This window comes from Polymorphospora sp. A560 (assembly GCF_045781765.1).
Lineage (GTDB): Bacteria > Actinomycetota > Actinomycetes > Mycobacteriales > Micromonosporaceae > Polymorphospora > Polymorphospora lycopeni.
Map to the genome: position 1 here is coordinate 7180810 of NZ_CP122282.1, position 17692 is coordinate 7198501.

The 17692-nt window shown below is 71.3% G+C and carries 16 protein-coding genes; 2 read left to right on the forward strand and 14 right to left on the reverse strand.

The genetic code is table 11. The annotated features are described in order from the left end of the window. The 4 genes from QCD66_RS32310 to QCD66_RS32325 form a co-directional block, all read right to left on the reverse strand. Nucleotides 1–588 carry an ATP/GTP-binding protein gene (locus QCD66_RS32310; RefSeq protein ID WP_357538855.1) on the reverse strand — a complete coding sequence of 196 codons (588 nt, stop codon included), beginning with the start codon at nt 586–588 and terminating at the stop codon, nt 1–3. A 1-nt stretch (nt 589) separates the two neighbouring features. Beyond that, entirely contained in the window at nt 590–967 is a 378-nt protein-coding gene (locus QCD66_RS32315) for a DUF742 domain-containing protein (RefSeq protein WP_212828119.1), read from the reverse strand. A gap of 102 nt (nt 968–1069) precedes the next feature. Next, nucleotides 1070–1474, reverse strand: a complete 405-nt coding sequence (locus QCD66_RS32320; protein WP_212826392.1) for a roadblock/LC7 domain-containing protein — start codon at nt 1472–1474, stop codon at nt 1070–1072. A 3-nt stretch (nt 1475–1477) separates the two neighbouring features. Next, a complete protein-coding gene (locus tag QCD66_RS32325) occupies nt 1478–4903 on the reverse strand; it encodes a nitrate- and nitrite sensing domain-containing protein (protein WP_375736162.1) in 3426 nt (1141 codons plus the stop codon). Nucleotides 4904–5363: 460 nt separating this feature from the next. Between QCD66_RS32325 and QCD66_RS32330 the strand changes: the two genes are divergently transcribed. Then, the gene (locus QCD66_RS32330) at nt 5364–5702 is read left to right on the forward strand and encodes a hypothetical protein (protein WP_407566908.1); all 339 of its coding nucleotides are present in this window, start codon (nt 5364–5366) and stop codon (nt 5700–5702) included. Between the two features lie 56 nt (nt 5703–5758). Here the strand turns inward: QCD66_RS32330 and QCD66_RS32335 are convergent, their stop codons facing one another. Then, nucleotides 5759–6835 (reverse strand): adenosine deaminase, encoded by a 1077-nt coding sequence (locus tag QCD66_RS32335; protein ID WP_357538858.1) that lies wholly within the window; start codon nt 6833–6835, stop codon nt 5759–5761. Here QCD66_RS32335 and QCD66_RS32340 point away from each other — a divergent pair. Then, a complete protein-coding gene (locus QCD66_RS32340; protein ID WP_375736164.1) occupies nt 6826–7764 on the forward strand; it encodes a putative RNA methyltransferase in 939 nt (312 codons plus the stop codon). The genes QCD66_RS32335 and QCD66_RS32340 overlap by 10 nt on opposite strands. Here the strand turns inward: QCD66_RS32340 and QCD66_RS32345 are convergent. The 9 genes from QCD66_RS32345 to QCD66_RS32385 form a co-directional block, all read right to left on the reverse strand. After that, on the reverse strand, nt 7761–8441 hold the full coding sequence (locus QCD66_RS32345) for a DUF4272 domain-containing protein (protein ID WP_357538860.1): 681 nt from the start codon (nt 8439–8441) through the stop codon (nt 7761–7763). The genes QCD66_RS32340 and QCD66_RS32345 overlap by 4 nt on opposite strands. A gap of 136 nt (nt 8442–8577) precedes the next feature. Beyond that, on the reverse strand, nt 8578–9861 hold the full coding sequence (locus tag QCD66_RS32350; RefSeq protein WP_375736165.1) for a thymidine phosphorylase: 1284 nt from the start codon (nt 9859–9861) through the stop codon (nt 8578–8580). Between the two features lie 45 nt (nt 9862–9906). Next, nucleotides 9907–10608: a cytidine deaminase gene (locus tag QCD66_RS32355; protein WP_375736171.1), complete on the reverse strand. Its 702-nt coding sequence runs from the start codon at nt 10606–10608 to the stop codon at nt 9907–9909. Nucleotides 10609–10663: 55 nt separating this feature from the next. Next, complete coding sequence (locus QCD66_RS32360) at nt 10664–11920, reverse strand: ABC transporter permease (RefSeq protein WP_357538933.1); 1257 nt, start codon at nt 11918–11920, stop codon at nt 10664–10666. A 29-nt stretch (nt 11921–11949) separates the two neighbouring features. Then, a complete protein-coding gene (locus QCD66_RS32365) occupies nt 11950–13296 on the reverse strand; it encodes an ABC transporter permease (protein ID WP_364211757.1) in 1347 nt (448 codons plus the stop codon). A 70-nt stretch (nt 13297–13366) separates the two neighbouring features. After that, nucleotides 13367–14890, reverse strand: a complete 1524-nt coding sequence (locus QCD66_RS32370; protein WP_364211754.1) for an ABC transporter ATP-binding protein — start codon at nt 14888–14890, stop codon at nt 13367–13369. A gap of 190 nt (nt 14891–15080) precedes the next feature. Further along, nucleotides 15081–16157 (reverse strand): BMP family ABC transporter substrate-binding protein, encoded by a 1077-nt coding sequence (locus tag QCD66_RS32375; protein WP_357538934.1) that lies wholly within the window; start codon nt 16155–16157, stop codon nt 15081–15083. 237 nt (nt 16158–16394) lie between these two features. Next, nucleotides 16395–16736 (reverse strand): hypothetical protein, encoded by a 342-nt coding sequence (locus QCD66_RS32380; protein ID WP_357538935.1) that lies wholly within the window; start codon nt 16734–16736, stop codon nt 16395–16397. 62 nt (nt 16737–16798) lie between these two features. After that, nucleotides 16799–17692: a PfkB family carbohydrate kinase gene (locus tag QCD66_RS32385; RefSeq protein WP_375736168.1), complete on the reverse strand. Its 894-nt coding sequence runs from the start codon at nt 17690–17692 to the stop codon at nt 16799–16801.

Genomic DNA, 17692 nt, shown 5'->3' on the forward strand with positions numbered 1-17692 from the left:
TCAGGCCGGGGCGACGGCCCGCGACCGGCGCATCGTCAGGACGTATTCGACCAGCGAGATCAGCACGTGCTTCGTCGACTCCCGGTTCCGCGCGTCGCACGCCACCACCGGGACCTCGCTCGGGATCGCGAGGGCGTCACGGACGTCCTGCGGGTCGTGGTACTGCATCCCGTCGAAGCAGTTGATGGCGATCAGGTATGGCAGCCGGCGATGCTCGAAGAAGTCGATCGCGGCGAAGCAGTCGGCCAGCCGACGGGTGTCGACGAGCACGACCGCACCGATCGCACCCCGGACCAGTTCGTCCCACATGAACCAGAAACGCGTCTGGCCCGGCGTGCCGAACAGGTAGAGGATGAGGTCACGGTCGATCGAGATACGCCCGAAGTCCATCGCGACGGTGGTGGTCGTCTTGCCCGGCACCTGCCGGGTGTCGTCCACGCCGACACCCGCCGAGGTCATGATGGCCTCGGTGGTCAGTGGCGTGATCTCGGAAACCGAGCCGACCAGCGTCGTCTTCCCGACGCCGAAGCCACCGGCGATCACGATCTTCGCCGATGTCACGCGTCCGGCCATCGGACGTTGCGACATGTCAGAGCCTGCGAAGTCCACTCAGCACCCTCTCCAGCAGTTCAGTGCCCACCGCGTCGTTCGTGTCGTCCAGGGAGGTCGGCTCGTACACCGCCACGAGGCCGTCCGCGGCCATGTCGGCGATGAGGACCCGGGCCACTCCGAGCGGCAACTGCATCCGCGCCGCGATCTCGGCGAGTGATTGCAACCGGCCGTCACACAGCGCGGCGATGTATTGGTGCTCCCGGCCTTGGCCGCCCTTGGCACTGCCCGCGGATCGGCCTCGCACCGTCGTCTCGACGAGCGCCTCGAGCGCGATGTGCAACCGCGGCCGGGTCCGTCCGCGGGTGACGGCATAGGGCCTGACCAGCGCTCCGGTTGGCTCGTCGCGTTCGATCACCTAGCCGTTCACCCCCTTCTGCCCTGCCGACAGTACCCACCCGTCGCAGCTCGCCGTTTCCAGTTGTTGCGACCGTGCCGGTGGAGGCCGGCACGGTCCGGTTCAGCCGAGCATTCCCACCGCGGTACGCGGCTGCGGCGTCAACGCGTCGCCGACCCGGTCGACGAGCAGCGCCATCTCGTAGCCGACCTGGCCGACGTCCGAACTGCGCGCCGCCAGTACGGCGAACGACGAGCCATCCGAAATGGACATCAGGAACAGGAAGCCGTTGTCCATTTCGACCACTGTCTGAAGGACGGCACCACCCTCGAAGCAGCGGGCCGCTCCCTGTGTGAGGCTCACCAGTCCTGAAGCGATCGCGGCGAGCTGGTCGGCCCGGTCACGTGGCAGGTCGCGTGACGACGCGAGGAGCAGTCCGTCCGCGGACACCGCGATCGCGTGGGCGACCCCGGGCACACGATCGGCGAAGTTGGCGAGCAGCCAACCAAGATCCTGCGTAGATGTCATCCCTCATGCTCCTTCTGGCCGCGGGCGACCGAAGCCACCCGCACCCTGCGAAGATTGCTGCCCGTCCGAAGTGCGCTCCGGGCCGGGGTTTTCGTCTTTGGGCTGGGTACGACCGCGCTGCACACCGCGGTGGTATGCGGACAGCAGCCCGCGTACCGCCTCGGGGGTGCGTCGCTGCACCGAGCTCGTCGGCTTGTCCACCCCTCCGGGTACCAGTTGAGCCATCGGTACCCGCTTGGGGAGGCCCGTCTGGGTGGTCGCCGTGGCCGACACCTCGGCGGCGGCCGAAGCCGCCCGCCAGCCGTCGTCGGCCGCGGTCTGCCACCCGGCTGTTGTCGCGGCCTCGCCTCCGCGTGTCGCGCCGCCACCGTTGCCGGCGGCTGTCGCGCCCGCGCTGGTCGCCGCCGGCCCCCTGCCACGGGATTCGCCCGTGGACCACGGCGTGTTCGCCATCGCTGCGTTACCTGTCGTCCCCGTCGATGTGCCCTGCCCCGGTCCCAGGACGCGCGCGGCATCCGCCGTGACGAACTGGTCCGAGCTGTCATCCGCCCCCGTGGTCGTCGATGGCGACGCATCCTCGGGGACCGAGCGCCGGGTGCGGAACCACGCGGATTCCAACTCCCGGAAAATCGGCAGCTCCATCGTCTCATCAGCGAACCGCAGTCGGTTCTCGGGGACCGGAGGTACCGTCAGGCTGGTGTCGGCGGTCCGCCGCGGTATGCGGGGCAGCTCGGTGGTCATGTCCAGTGCCGCCGCCAGATCCTCCGGCACCTGCGGTGTCACCTGCTCCCGCTCACCACCGGCCGGCTCGCGGTCGTCGGCGGCGACCGGGGGCCACGCCGGCGGGACGGCGCCGGACGGCGCCGCGGCCGGGCCGGGCGGCGGTGCGACCGGAGGTGCCGAGACCGGGGGCGAAGTGGCCGGCGGCCCCGAGGCGACCGGCGGCGCAGACACCGGCGGCACCATTCCGGTGCGGGACTCGGGCGTCGCCGGAAGCTGGCGCGGGATGCCGGGCATGCCGCCACCGCTGGCCGCGATCTCGCCGTCGACCGTCCAGTGGTCGTTGGCCCGGCGCTGCGGCAGCGGCTCGTTCGGCTCGCCGTCCGGATGCTGGCGCGGGGTGAAAACATCGACGGGACGGCCACGCCCGTTGCCGTTGCCGCCGTTGGCCGCGGCCGCACCCGTCAGGTCGGACCATGCCGGCATGCCACGGCCGCCGGCACCGAGCCCACCGCCGTTGAGCGGCATGGGATCGAAGGGGCGCCCACCGAGGCCGGGCCCGGATGGCGCCGGATCGCCGGGCAGCGGGCCGGCGGCGGCGGGCCGAGCCGGCTCACCACTGCCACCCTCCAGCGCCAGCGGCGCGGCGAAGGGCGATCCCTTCGTCGGGGGCGCCTGAAGGGACATCTCCAGCGCGCCGGCCGCGGTCCGTCCGCTGGAGATGGAGCGCGGTACGAGCACCGACGGGGGCAGCGTGACCTCGGCGACGGTGCCGCGCTCGGTGCCGGGACGCAGTTCGACCCGGACGTCGTGCCGGGCGGCCAGCCTGGCGACCACGACCAGCCCCATCATCCGGGACACCGCGACGTCCATCTGCGGCGGCGAGGCGATCCGGTCGTTGAGTTCGCGGAGCAGGTCGGGTTTGATGCCGATGCCCTGGTCTTCGACGTAGAGCCCGACGTTGTCACCGACCCGGCGCGCCTCGACCATGACGTGCGAGTCGGGTGACGAGAACGCGGTCGCGTTGTCGAAGAGTTCGGCGACCAGGTGCACGAGGTCGTTGACGGCGGGTGCGGCGACCTCGATGTCGCGGTCGACGACTCCGAACTCGATCCGGGTGTAGTGCTCGACCTCGGCCTGGGCGGCCCGCAGCACGTCGATGAGCGCGGCCGGCTCGCGCTGCACCCGGGTCGAGTCGGCGGCGGCGAGCACCAGCAGGTTCTCGTCGTTACGGCGCATCCGGGTGACCAGGTGGTCGAGCTGGAAGAGTTCGGCCAGCCGGTCCGGGTCCTCCTCGCCGCGCTCGAGCCGGTCGAGGTGCCCGATCAGCCGGTCGACCAGGATCTGCGAGCGGCGGGCGAGGTTGACGAACATCGTCGACACGGAGGCCCGCAGGGCGGCCTGCTGGGCCGCGGTGCGTACGGCCTCCAGGTGCACGGCGTTGAACGCCTCGGTCACCTGGCCGAACTCGTCGCGGCTGCGGACCGGCAGCGGCTCGGCGACCTGCTCGGCGATCTGCTCGGGTGAGTACTGCCCGGCGATCTTCGGGTCACGCAGCCGGCTGACCGCCTGGGGCAGCCCGTAGCGGGCGACGTTGAGCGCGCCGTGCCGCAACTCCTGCAGCGAGCGGGCCATCGAGCGGGCCACCAGCCAGGCGAAGAAGATGGCCAGCAGCACCGTGCCGAGCAGCAGCCCGGTCTCGATCAACAACTGCCGCTGTACGCCGTCGCGCAGGTCGGTCGCCAGATCGACCACGTCGCCGTCGAGCTTCGTCTCGACCGCACGGATCAGGTTGGCGTTGCCGGCCATCGCCGCGTCCCACTCGTCGGCGTCGAACGGCGCGTCGTCGAGGTTGTCGGTGGTCTTGCCGCGCACGTAGCCGCTGTAGGAGTCGGCTTCCCGCTGCTCGGAGCCGGCGACGGTCTGCTCGTAGAACGCCGACTCGGACTGGTTGGCGGCCGCCTGGAAACTCTGCAGCGCCTGCTGCTGTCCGGTCTGGGTGGCGATGTAGTCGGTGCGCAGCACCGGGGTGAGTGCGCCCTGGATCAGGGCCCGGTGCACCACGATCCGCCGCAGGGACAGGTATTCCTTCGACCGGGAGATCGCGGCGGCGGCCCGCATCCGCTCGCTCAGTTCGGTGTCGCCGGCGAGCTGCGCGGCCGAGTCGCGGATGTCGAGCAGGTCGCTGATCAGCCCCTCGTACGACTGTGCGGCGTCGTTGATCCGCAGGGTGCCGTTGACCACCTGACTGCGGATGCCGGGCAGGTCCACGAGGGTCTGGTCGATGCGGCCGAGCAGGCCGGAGAAGTTGGCCGGCAGGCCGTCGAGCGCGTTGCGCTGCGTGGTGTACGGCCCGGTGGCGTCGTCGACGTTCTTGCGCTGGCCGTCGTAGGTCTGGAGGTAGCGCTCCTTGAGCTGGGCGTTCTCCCCGGCACCGAGCAGCATGACGGCGGCGGCCCGCTCGTCCTGCAACGTCTGGACGAGTTCGCCGGAGACCTGTGAAAGGCTGGCCAGGCTGCGGGCCCGGTCGGCGGTCTGGTGGGTTTCGAGGTGCGTGATGAGCCCGTTGGCACCGACGATCACGGTGGCCAGGATGGGCACTACCATGATCAGCCCGAGCTTGGACCAGATCGGCAGGTCGCGCAGCCGCCCGAGCGGTCGACGGAGCCGTGACACCATGGAGTTCGCCGGTTCCGGCTGGCTGCTCACGTCACCGCCCCCCTAGTTCGGCGCCGGTCGGCGGCACCGGGCGCCGCCCATCGTCCGCCCCGGTCGGGTCGGACCTCCGAGATTCCATCACGCCGCAAGTCAAGAAGAAAGCCCACGTTCTTCGGCCCGGAGCGTGTGATGGGATGTTCATGAGGTTTAATAGCTGAACGCACGCCCGGAGTTACCTACAGTGATCGATCCCCCTGTCGGAGTTGTTCTTCTCGCTGGTCCATCCGGCTCCGGGAAGTCCTACATCGCCCGTCGCACCGGACTCCCCGTGCTCTGCCTCGACGACTTCTACAAAGAAGGCGACGATCCCACCCTTCCGCGGACAAACGGGGTGATCGACTGGGAGTCACCGGCCGCCTGGGATGCTTCGGCAGCGGTCCAGACCATCGCCCAACTGGTCCGAGACGGCAAGGCCGAAGTGCCGGTTTACGCGATCGGCGCGGACCGACGGGTGGCCACGCGGGTTCTCGATCTCGCCGGATCGCCACTTTTCATCGCCGAAGGTATCTTCGCCGCCGAAATCGTCTCGGAGTGCCAACGTGCGGGACTTCTGGCCGGGGCGTACGCCCTGCGCCGGCCGCGAGGTGCCACCTTCCTCCGGCGCCTGGTCCGTGATCTCGCCGAGCGGCGCAAGCCGGCCGGGGTGCTCCTGCGCCGCGGACTCGACCTGCTCCGGTCGGAGCCACGGGTGCTGCGCCGGCAGACCAGCCTCGGCTGCCAGCCGGCCCGCGGCGGCGAGTTCGTCCGGCAGATCGTCGCCCGGGTCCCGAAGACCGACCCGCGGGCCTGATCCGTCCCGCACCACCAACCGGGCCGGCCCGCGCCCCGGACCCGCCGCCCGACGGGTCAGCCCAGCAGCTTCGCGTACGCCGGCTTGATGGTCTCGTTGATGATCGCCAGCCGTTCGTCGAACGGGATGAACGCGCTCTTCATCGCGTTGATCGTGAACCACTGGAGTTCGGCCCAGCCGTAGCCGAACGCCTCCACCAGCAGCGCCATCTCGCGGGACATCGACGTGCCGCTCATCAGGCGGTTGTCGGTGTTGACCGTGACCCGGAACCGCAGGTCACGCAGCAGCCCGATCGGGTGCTCGGCGATCGACGCCGCGGCACCGGTCTGCACGTTGGACGACGGGCACAGCTCGAGCGGGATCCGCTTGTCCCGGACGTACGCCGCGAGCCGGCCGAGCACCGGCTGCTCGCCGAGGGTGATGTCGTCGACGATGCGGACGCCGTGCCCGAGCCGGTCGGCTCCGCACCACTGGATCGCCTGCCAGATCGACGGCAGCCCGAACGCTTCCCCGGCGTGGATGGTGAAGTGCGAGTTTTCGCGCTGGAGGTATTCGAAGGCGTCGAGGTGCCGGGTGGGCGGGAAGCCCGCCTCGGCACCGGCGATGTCGAACCCCACCACACCGTGGTCGCGGTAGCGGACCGACAGCTCGGCGATCTCCTGCGACCGGGCCGCGTGCCGCATCGCGGTCAGCAGCGTGCCGATCCGGATCGGACGACCGGCCTCGGCGGCCTGCGCCGCACCGGACTCGAACCCGGCCAGCACCGACTCCACCACCTGCTCCAGCCGCAGGCCCAGCTCCAGGTGCTGCTCCGGGGCGTACCGCACCTCCGCGTAGACCACCCCGTCGGCCGCGAGGTCGAGCGCACACTCGGCGGCCACCCGGAACAGCGCGTCCTCGGTCTGCATCACCGCGACCGTGTGCGCGAACGTCTCCAGGTAACGCTCCAGCGAGCCCGAGTCCGCCGACTCGACGAACCACCCGCCCAGCTCGGCCGGGTCGGTGGCCGGCAACTGATGCCCGACCGCCTCCGCCAGCTCGACCACCGTCGCCGGCCGCAGGCCCCCGTCGAGGTGGTCGTGCAGCAGCGCCTTCGGGGCCTTGACGATCTCTTCGTAAGCGATTGCGACCATGTGGAGACACTAGTGGGCGGAGGAACGTGGTCGACATCGTTACGCCGTACCTGCGTTGCCCGGTCTGCCGGCAACCGCTCGCCGCCGGCGCCGCCGGCACCGCGCGGGCGTTGCGCTGCCCCCGGGGCCACAGCTTCGACCTGGCCAGACAGGGATACGTCAATCTCGTCGCCGGGCGGGTCGCGCATGCCGGCGACACCGCGCAGATGGTGGCGGACCGCGACGCCTTCCTGTCGGCGGGCCACTACGACTTCGTCTCCGGGGCGCTGGCCGCCGCGGCGGCCGACGCCGTCGCCACGGTCGACGGCGACCCCACCGCACCCGGCGACCGCCCGGCCGGGCCGCTCGTGGTCGACGCGGGTGCCGGCACCGGCCGGCACCTCGCCGCGGTTCTCGACGCCGTGCCGGGCGCGGTCGGGCTCGCCCTCGACGTGTCCAAACCGGCGGTACGCCGGGCGGCACGGGCACATCCACGGGCGGCGGCGGCGCTGGCCGACTCCTGGGGCACCCTGCCGGTCGCCGACGGGGCGGCGGCGGTCCTGTTCAACGTCTTCGCGCCCCGCAACGGTGCCGAGTTCCGGCGGGTGCTGCGCCCGGACGGGGCGCTGCTCGTGGTCACCCCCGCCGACGACCACCTCGCCGAACTCGTCGACCGGCTCGACCTGCTACGGGTCGACCCGGCCAAGGCCGACCGGGTCGCCGGCAGCCTCGCCGACCACTTCCAACTGGCCGAACGGTCCACGCACCGCCGGACACTGCCGCTCGACCGGGTCCAGGTGCGGACGCTGGTCGGGATGGGACCGAGCGCCTGGCACACCGACGGACGCGGGCTCGACGCGCGGATCGCCGGCCTGGCGGAACCGGTGGAGGTGACCGCGTCGGTCGTGCTCGGCCGCTACCGCCCGCGTGGTCGGGCCGCCCGGGCCTAGGTCGACAGGTCGACCTCTTCCCAGCCCGGCGGCGGGTCGTGGAACGGGCCCCGGAAGACCACCGCCCACTCCAGCGCCCACCGGCGCTGGCCGATCGCGTTCGCGTCGATCTGCCCCGGCAGCGGGGTCCCGGTGCGTTCCGCCTCCAGGTAGGCCCAGTCGAGGCAGTAGTAGAGGTCGAGCAGGGCGGCCGCCTCCACCGCGTCGCGGGGGGCGGCGAGCGTACGCGACCGCCACGCGGTGAACGTCTCCCCGGTCGACAGGTCGGGCAGCACGTCCATCAGCCGCTCGTCGGGTGGGGTCAGCGGGTCGAGGTGCTTGGTCAGCCCCAGCAGCCAGGTGAGCGCGAAGACGGCGTCGTAGTGCAGCACGAACGACCGGTGGTCACCGCGCCCGCCCATGACGTACTGCCACTCCGGCGGGGTCACCAGCTCCACGAGGTGCGACCCGAGCAGCCAGCCCATCGCGTCCTGCGGTGCCATGCCGAAGCAGCGGGCCAGCACCACCTGCAACACCGCGGTCCGGGCCTCGATCTCGCCGGTGGAGCGCAGCGCGACCTCGTCGCCCGGCTCCCAGACCAGCGGGAACTGCGGCGGGGGGACGGGCAGCCCGAGCCGGCGTACCTCTTCGACGTTGGCCAGCCGGACCGGGCGGGGATCGGGCGCGGGTACGGTCATCGCATCGTCCCCTGTCGACGGTGGCGTGGGCGGCCGGCTCCCCGGTGGGGCAGGTCAGCGGCTACCGGCCTGCTGGCGAGGGCAGGATAGCCGCTGCCGGACCGGCAATACACGCGGACCCGCGAAGACGCCCGGCTCAGCCGATCCGTTCGATCACCAGCGGGGTCGGGGTGGGCGCGGCCGCCGCCACCACCGTGACCGCCTCGGCGGTGGTGGCCAGTGCCGCCGTGAGCCGGGACGGGTCGTCGGTCCGCAGCTCGTAGAGCGGGTCGCCGGCGCGTACCCGGTCGCCCGGCTTGCGGTGCAACACGATGCCGGCGGCGGCGCTGACCGGGTCCTCCTTCCGGGCCCGGCCGGCACCGAGCCGCCAGGCGGCCACCCCGATCGCGTACGCGTCGACCGACGCGACGTAGCCGTCGGCCGCGGCGCGTACGGTCTCGGTCTCGTGGGCGACCGGCAGCGGCGCGTCGGGGTCGCCGCCCTGGGCCCGGATCATCGCCCGCCACGAGTCCATCGCCCGCCCGTCGGCGAGCGCGGCGGCCGGGTCGGCGGCCGGCAGCCCGGCGGCGGCGAGCATCTCGCGGGCCAGGGCCAGGGTCAGTTCGACGACGTCGGCGGGGCCACCACCGGCGAGCACCTCGACCGACTCGGTGACCTCGACGGCGTTGCCGACGGCCAGCCCGAGTGGGGTCGACATGTCGGTGAGCAGCGCGACGGTCCGCACGCCGTGCGCCGTACCCAGCTCGACCATGGTCCGGGCCAGTTCGCGGGCGTCGTCGACGGACTTCATGAAGGCACCGGAGCCGACCTTGACGTCGAGGACGAGCGCGCCGGTGCCCTCGGCGATCTTCTTGCTCATGATCGAGCTGGCGATCAGCGGAATGGCCTCGACGGTGCCGGTCACGTCGCGCAGCGCGTAGAGCTTGCGGTCGGCCGGGGCGAGCCCCTCACCGGCGGCGCAGATGACCGCGCCGACGTCGCGGAGCTGGGCGATGAACTCGTCGTTGTGCAGTGCCGCCCGCCAGCCCGGGATCGACTCCAGCTTGTCCAGGGTGCCGCCGGTGTGCCCGAGGCCGCGGCCGGAAAGCTGCGGTACGGCCGCGCCGCACGCCGCCACCAGCGGGGTCAGCGGCAGGGTGATCTTGTCACCGACACCACCGGTCGAGTGCTTGTCGGCGGTCGGCCGGTCGATCGCCGACAGGTCGAGCCGCTCCCCGCTCGCGATCATCGCGGCGGTCCACCGGCCGATCTCCGGCGGGGTCATGCCCCGCAGCAGGATCGCCATGGCCAGCGCCGACATCTGCTCGTCGGCCACCAGTCCCCGGGTGTACGCGTCGACCACCCAGTCGATCTGCGGGTCCGAGAGCACCCCGCCGTCCCGCTTGGTACGGATCACGTCGACGGCGGTGAACGCGCTCATCGCTCGGGCCTTTCTGTCGGATCAGGAATGTGGCGGGCGCGGGCGTCAGCCCGGCCAGCGGGTGGGGACGTCGACGGGTGGCTCGCCCTCACCCGCCCAGAACGTCGCGCCCTCGGCGTCGACCACCACCACCCGGGGCGTGCGGGCGTGTCCCCAGGCGACCGCGTCGGCCGGATCGGACCAGGTCGGCGCCTCCTCCAGGATGCCCGGCTCGACGGGTTCGCCCCCGCCGCCGGACCGCTCCCAGTAGCCGGTCCACACCTGCTCGCCGCCGGCGACGTCGGGGTGCACGAAGACGGTGCCCCGGCCACGCCAGGCGGCGAGTCCCGCCGGCACCGACGGGATCGAGGGGCGGGCCGCCGCCGTCAGGTCGTCGGCGCCGAACGCGTGCGGCAGCAGGTCGGACATCCGCAGCGGCGCCGGCCGGGCCTCGATCAGGCAGTCGGGTCCGCCGTGTTCCCAGAGCAGTTGCCGGCAGCGCCCGCACGGCATGAGCGGCTCGCCGTCGCCGCCGACGCAGGACAGCGCCACCAGCCGGCCGCCACCGCTGGCGTGCAGTGCCGACACCACCCCGCACTCGGCGCAGAGCACCACACCGTAAGCGGCGTTCTCGACGTTGCAGCCGACGACGATCCGGCCGTCGTCGACGAGGGCCGCCGCCCCGACCGGGAACTTCGAGTACGGGGCGTAGGCGTTTGCCATCGCGGCGACGGCGGCGTCCCGCAGCCGGCTCCAGTCGATCTCCATGGTCACGTCGTCCATCCTGCCCTGCTCCGGCCGGTGCGGCTGGCACCGGGCCGGGTCACCCCTTGATGTACGGCTTGCCGTCGGCGGCCGGCGCCCGGACCCGCCCGACCAGACCGGCGACGGCGAGGATCGTGGCGAGGTAGGGCAGCATCGCCAGGAACTGGCTGGGGATGATGCTGTTGATCGCGCCGAGGTAGGCACCGAGCTGGTCGGCGAAGCCGAAGAACAGTGCGGCGAGCAGCGCCCCGGTCGGGCTCCACCGGCCGAAGATCAGCGCGGCGAGCGCGATGAAGCCCTTGCCGCCGATCATGTTCTTGGTGAAGGAGTAGAGCAGCAGCGTGTACGAGGCACCGCCGATGCCGGCGACCATGCCGGCCAGCAGCACGTTGCGGTAGCGCAGCCCCAGCACCCGGATGCCGAGGGTGTCGGCGGCGGTCGGGTGCTCGCCGACCGACCGGGTGCGCAGCCCCCAGCGGGTGCGGAAGAGCGCGATCTGGAGGACGACCACCAGGATCAGCGCCAGGTAGAGGAAGATGCTGCCGCGGAAGAGCGCCGGACCGATGACCGGGATGTCGGACAGCAGCGGGATCTCCCAGGTGCCGAAGTGCGGCGGCTGGTTGTATTCCTGCTGGTTGGTCTGCATCAACCGCTCGTAGAGGAAGCCGGTCAGGCCGATCGCGAAGAGGTTCAGCACGACGCCGACGACGACCTGGTCGACCAGGTAGCGGATCGCGAAGACGGCGAGCAGCAGCGAGATGAAGGCGCCGCCGAGCGCCGCGGCGATCAGGCCGATCCAGATGCTGCCGCTCATCGTGCCGATCAGGGCACCGGCGAAGGCGCCCATCAGCAACTGGCCCTCGATCGCCACGTTGACCACACCGGACCGCTCGCAGAGCACGCCGGCGAGCGCGCCGAAGATGAGCGGCAGGGCGAGCAGGAACGTGCCGCGGACCATGTTGACCATCGGCATGAAGTTCTGGCCGGGCGGCGCGTCGGAGATCTGCCAGCACAGGAACGACAGGACCAGCCCGACGATGCCGACGCCGAGCGCCCAGAGGAAGAAGCGCTTGTCGAGGCCGGCGAGCAGCGCGGCGCCGGCCGCCGCCGCGATGATCCCGAAGAGGATCGCGCCGAAGGTGCCACCGATCTCCAGGGCCGCGCCGCCGGAGTCCTCGCTGAGGGTGAACCGGGCGGACTGCTCGGTGGCCAGGCTGCCGAAGATGATCGCGGCGAGGACCCCGGCGACGAGCAGCCCCAGGCCCACCTTGCGGCCCTTGGTCCAGAAGCCGGTCGCCACGGTCACGTTCGTCATGTCCTGTGCGGTCGTCGTGGACACGCCGCTCACCAGCCCTTCGCCATGCTCGTCTGGAGCCGCGCGGCGCGGGCGGCCCGGAGCTGGAAGATCGCCTTCACCAGGGCCGGCGCGGCGATGAAGATGACGATCAACGCCTGGAGGACGGTCACGAGTTCGAGCGAGATGCCCGCGAAGGACTGCATGGTGTTGCCGCCGGCGCGCAGGGCGCCGAAGAGCAACGCGGCCAGCAGGACTCCCCACGGTTTGACCCGGCCGAGCAGCGCGACCAGGATGCCGTCGAAGCCGATCTGGGCGACGACCAGGGCGGTCAGCGCGTTGGCGGTGGAACCGACGACCATGTTGGCCCCGCCGAGGCCGGCGAGCGCACCGGCGATGACCATGATCATGACGTACGTGGCGGTGACGCTGATGCCGGCGGTCCGGGCGGCGTCCGGGTTGGCGCCGACGGCCCGCAACTCGAAGCCGAACGTCGACCGGTTGAGCAGCCAGGCCACCCCGGCGGTCACGGCGACCGCGACGAGGATGCCGGCGTGCACCCGCAGGTCGTCGCCGAGCAGCCGGGGCAACTGGGCGGACGAGTCGACCGGGCGGCTGATCGCGTCGGTGCGGTCCGGGTTCTGGATCCCGCGCTGCACGATGAGCCAGCCGAGGAAGTAGATCGCCACGTAGTTGAGCATGATCGTGTTGATCACCTCGTGGGCGCCGGTGCGCGCCTTGAGGAAGCCGGGGATGAAGCCCCAGATCGCGCCGCCGAGGGCGCCGGCCAGCAGGGCCACGATCAGGTGGACCACCGGCGGCAGCGGCAGCAGGAAGCCGGCGAGCCCGGCAAGGACCACGCCCATGATCGCCTGGCCCTGGGCGCCGATGTTGAACAGGCCGCCACGGAAGGCGAGCGCGACCGACAGGCCGGTGAAGACCAGCGGGGTGGTGTAGGTCAGCGTCTCGGAGATCGGCGCGAAGACCGGCTTCCAGCCGCCGTCGCCGCCGATCCACGCGCTGACCGCGCCGGGGTCGAAGACCGCGCCCTTGAACAGGCTCGAGTACGCCTCGCTGACCAGGATCCAGCTCTCGGTGAACGCGTCGCTGGGCCGGGCGAAGATGTAGCTGTACGTGGCCAGCACGTCGGGCTCGGAGACGATGATCAGCACTGCGCCGATCAGCAGGGCCAGCACCACGGCGAGCACGGTGACGGTGAAGGTGTTGGCCGCCCACAGGTTGTGCAGGAAGAGCTGGCCGAGGGATTCGCGTCCGCCGTCGGGTTGCTTGCCCTTGGCGTCCGCGGCCGGCTCCACCGCGGCGGTCCGCTCCGTCTTGGCGAGTTCCGACTCGACCGCCGGCTTCTTGTCCGGCGACGGAGGGCTGCTTTCGCTCATGCGTCCCGCCTCGCTACGCTCGGCAGCCGCATGAGTTCAACTGCGCCAATGATTCGCTCGCTGCGCTCGCTCATGCCGATTCCTTATTCACGGGGGCGTCGTCGCCCGCGTCCGGCGTGATGCCGGCCATCAGCAGGCCGATCTCCTCACGGGGGGTGTCCGGGCCGACGATCGCCAGGATCCGGCCGCGGTACATCACCGCGATCCGGTCGGCGAGCCCGATGACCTCGTCCAGTTCGCTGGAGACCAGCAGTACGGCGGTGCCGGTGTCCCGCTCGTCGACGATCCGGCGGTGGATGAACTCGATCGAGCCGACGTCGACGCCCCGGGTCGGCTGGGCGGCGATGAAGAGCTTGAGCGGGCGGGACAGCTCCCGGGCGACGATCACCTTCTGCTGGTTGCCGCCGGACAGCGTCCCGACGGTCGCCTCGGCCGAGGACGTGCGCACGTCGAACTGCTCGATCCGCTCCTTGGCCGAGGCGGCGATCGCCTCGGGCTTGAGCGCGAGGCCGGCGGCGAACGGCGGCCGGTCGTAGATGTCGAGCACCAGGTTCTCGGCGACGGTGAACTCCTTGACCACGCCGTCGACGCTGCGGTCCTCGGGCACGTAGCCGACCCCGGCGCGCAGCACCTTCTTGGTCGTCCAGCCGTCGGTGCGCTGCCCGTCCAGGCTGATCGTCCCGGCCCGGACCGGGCGCAGGCCCATGATCGCCTCGATCAGTTCGGTCTGGCCGTTGCCCTGCACGCCGGCGATGCCGAGCACCTCGCCGCCGCGTACGGTCAGGTCGACGCCGTCGACGACCCGGGTCTGCCGGTCGTCGTCGACGACCAGCCCCTCGACTTCGAGGACCGCACCGGCCGGCCGCGCCGGGGTCTTCTCGACGGTCAGGGTGACGTTGCGGCCGACCATCAGCGCGGCGAGTTCGTCCCGGCTGGCGTCGGGGGTGGCGGTGCCGACCGTACGACCGCGCCGGATCACGGTGATCCGGTCGGCGATGGCCTTGACCTCACCGAGCTTGTGGGTGATGAAGACGATCGACTTGCCCGCCTCTTTGAGCGAGCGCATCACGGCGAGCAGTTCCTCGGTCTCCTGCGGGGTGAGCACCGCCGTCGGTTCGTCGAGGATGAGCAGGTCGACCTCACGGGTCAGGGCCTTGACGATCTCGACCCGCTGCTGGATGCCGACCGGCAGGTCCTCGATCACCGCGTCCGGGTCGACCTGGAGGCCGTACCGGGTGGAGACCTCGGTGACCTGGCGGCGGGCCCGGCGCTGGTCGAGCAGGCCGAGGAGGCCGCCACGCGTCTGCTCGGCGCCGAGCATGACGTTCTCGGCGACGGTGAAGACCGGCACGAGCATGAAGTGCTGGTGCACCATGCCGATGCCGGCGTTGATCGCGTCCCGGGGGCTGCGGATCTGGATCGGCTTGTCGTCGACCAGGATCTCGCCCTCGTCGGGCTGGAGCAGGCCGTACAGGACGTTCATCAGGGTGGACTTGCCGGCACCGTTCTCGCCAAGGAGGGCGTGGATCTCGCCGGGCTCGATGGTCAGGTCGATGTGGTCGTTGGCGACCAGGTCACCGAAGCGCTTGGTCATGCCGCGCAGTTCGAGTCTCAGCGGAGCCTCCTGACGGACGTGCGACCCGGGATACGGACCGGGCCTCGGACAGGACGCCCCCACGTACGGGCGGCTACGGCCCGCGGGTGGGGGTGTCCTGGTGTTCACGCACCGTGCCGGACCCCTCGGTGATGGTCACCAGTGGGATCCGGCACGGTGTCGCGTGGAACTAGTCGACCTTCGGCTGGGCCGCCGAGGTGACCTTGATGGTGCCGGCGATGATGTCGGCCTTGACCTTGTCGACCTCGGCCTTCAGCTCGGCCGGGACCTTGCTGTCGAACTCGTGGTACGGCGCGATCGAGACGCCGTTGTTCTCCAGCGTGCCGAGGTAGCCCGGGGTGCTGGCGAGGGTTTCGCCGTTGGCGCCCTTGACCACGGCGTCCTTCACCGCGTCCTTGATGTTCTTGACGACGGTGGTGAGGAAGGTGGAGCAGTACTGCTGGGCGCTCTCGCAGCCGTCGACGTCGACCCAGATCACGCTGTAGGCGCCGTTGGCGGCCTGCGCGGCGGCGGCGGTGCCGAGCCCGGCGCCACCGGCGACCGGCATGATCACGTCGGCGCCCTGGGCGACGAGGGTGTCACCGACCTTCTTGCCCTCGTCCTGCTTGACGAAGTCGTTGGTGAACGAGCCGTTCTGGCTCGCCTTGTCCCAGCCGAGCACCTGGACGTTGGCGCCCTTGACCTGGTTGTAGTGCGCGACGCCGTCGGCGAAGCCGTCCATGAAGATGGTCACCGGCGGGATCTTCATGCCGCCGTAGGTGCCGACCTTGCCCGCCTTCGAGTAGCCCGCGGCCAGGTAGCCGGCGACGAACGCCGCCTGGGCGGTGTCGAACTGCATCGGGAAGGCGTTGGTCGCCTCGATCTTGGCGTCGACGATGCCGAACTGCTGGCCGCTGTTGGCCGCCGCGACCTTCTGCGTCGCCTCGCCCATCAGGCCGCCGACCGCCAGGATGAAGTTGCAGTCCTGGTTGACGTACTGGGTCAGGTTGGGCTCGTAGTCGGCCTCGGCGGTGGAGGCGACGTACTTCGGGTCGACGTCCGAGTTCTCGGTCGCCGCCGCCTGGAGACCCGCCCACGCCGAGGCGTTGAAGGAGCGGTCGTCGATGCCACCGACGTCGGTGACCATGCAGGCGGTGTATTTCTCGGCGGCGGTGCCGCCCTCGTTGTCGTTGTCCTCAGGTGCCTCACCGCATGCGGCGGCGCCCAGGGCCAGCCCGCCCACCGCGACGAGCGACACGATCCGCATCCCACGCACAGAGCGCAAGACGGTCTCCTTCCATTGCACACCGCTCACGTCTGCGGTGAATCCACGCACGGGAGCGTACGCGCGCGCCCGCCCAACGGCCGACAATCGTGCACGACTGTTGAGGGCTCGTTACCCTCGCGTAACTCTGTCGTGCGCGAGCCGACCTTCCGCCTTTACCAGAGTCACCCTAACGGCCGACCCAAACGATCGTTTGCCCCTTTTGTCGCGTCCCGGCGCCTACCGCCAGAAGACCGCCACAGCGGCGTTGACCAGCGTCAAACCAATGATCGCAAGGAAGTGGCCCTTGTTGACCGTCTCCCGCTTCCGGGCGAAGAAGACCATCACGAAGATCATTAACCCGAGCACCAGTTTGATAACAAGCTTCGCCGGATCCGGCTCGGCACCGTCGCGCAGCGGCGCGGACAGCCCGAGCCCGGTCAGCACCTGGATCGCCGCACCCCAGAGCATCGCCTTATTGATCCGGATCTTTCCGGACAGATACTGCACGGCCGCGCCGCCGAGCAGCAGCGCGAACCCGATCAGATGGACATACAGCAGCACGAGACGTAGAGCTTCCACGCCGTTCATCCTCTCCTACCCCGGTCGGCGATCTCGATCCGCCGTCGCCGCCCGGTCCCGGGCTACACCCTGGCCAGCAGCGTGGCCCGGTCGATCGGATCGATCCCGGTGCTGGGTACGGTGCAGGCGTGCGCCCCGGCGACGGCGCCGTAGCGCAGGCAGGTGTCGACCGGCTCGCCGGCCAGGTGGCCGAAGAGGAAGCCGGAGACGAACGCGTCACCGGCACCGTTGGAGTCGACGACCGGCGCCGCCGGCCCGGCCGCCGCGAAGGGCCGTACCCCGTCCTCGCCACGCACCAGGGCGTAGCCGCCCTCGGCCCCGGCGGTGGCGACCACGACCCCGGCGCGGCCCCGGTCGATGATCCGGCGCAGGGTGGCGGGGCCGTCGGCCAGCGCGGTCGCGGAGACGAAGACCACGTCGGCGGCGTAGGCGAACGCCTCGTGGTACGGATTCTCGCCGTCCCAGTTGTGCAGGTCGGTCGAGACCAGCGCCGGCGCGCCGGCCAGCAGGGGCAGGGCGTGCTGGCACGGGTGGGTGATCGAGACGTGCACCAGCCGGACGGTGGCCGCGTACCCCTTCACCAGGTCGGCCGGCAGCCGGTCGGTGTCGCTGCCCCTCGGGTCGTAGAGCGACAGCCGCCGGCCGGCCGGGTCGACCAGGTTGACCGCCCGCTTGGTGCCGGCCGCCGTCGGCACCGTGTGCAGCGGTACGTCGTACGCCTCGTGCAGCGCCCGGACCAGGTCACCCTCCCGGTCCTCGCCGAGCACGTCGATGTGCGCGGTCCGCAGGCCGAGGGCCCGCAGCCCCACCGCCACGTTGTCGCCGGTCTGCCCCGCGCGCGGCTCGACCGCGGGCACCATGTAGCTGTCCCGCAGGGGCAGCGGCAGTTCGGGTACGTAGACGATGGTGTCGACGCCGGCGCCACCGAGCACCAGCACGTCGCTGTCGTCGGACAA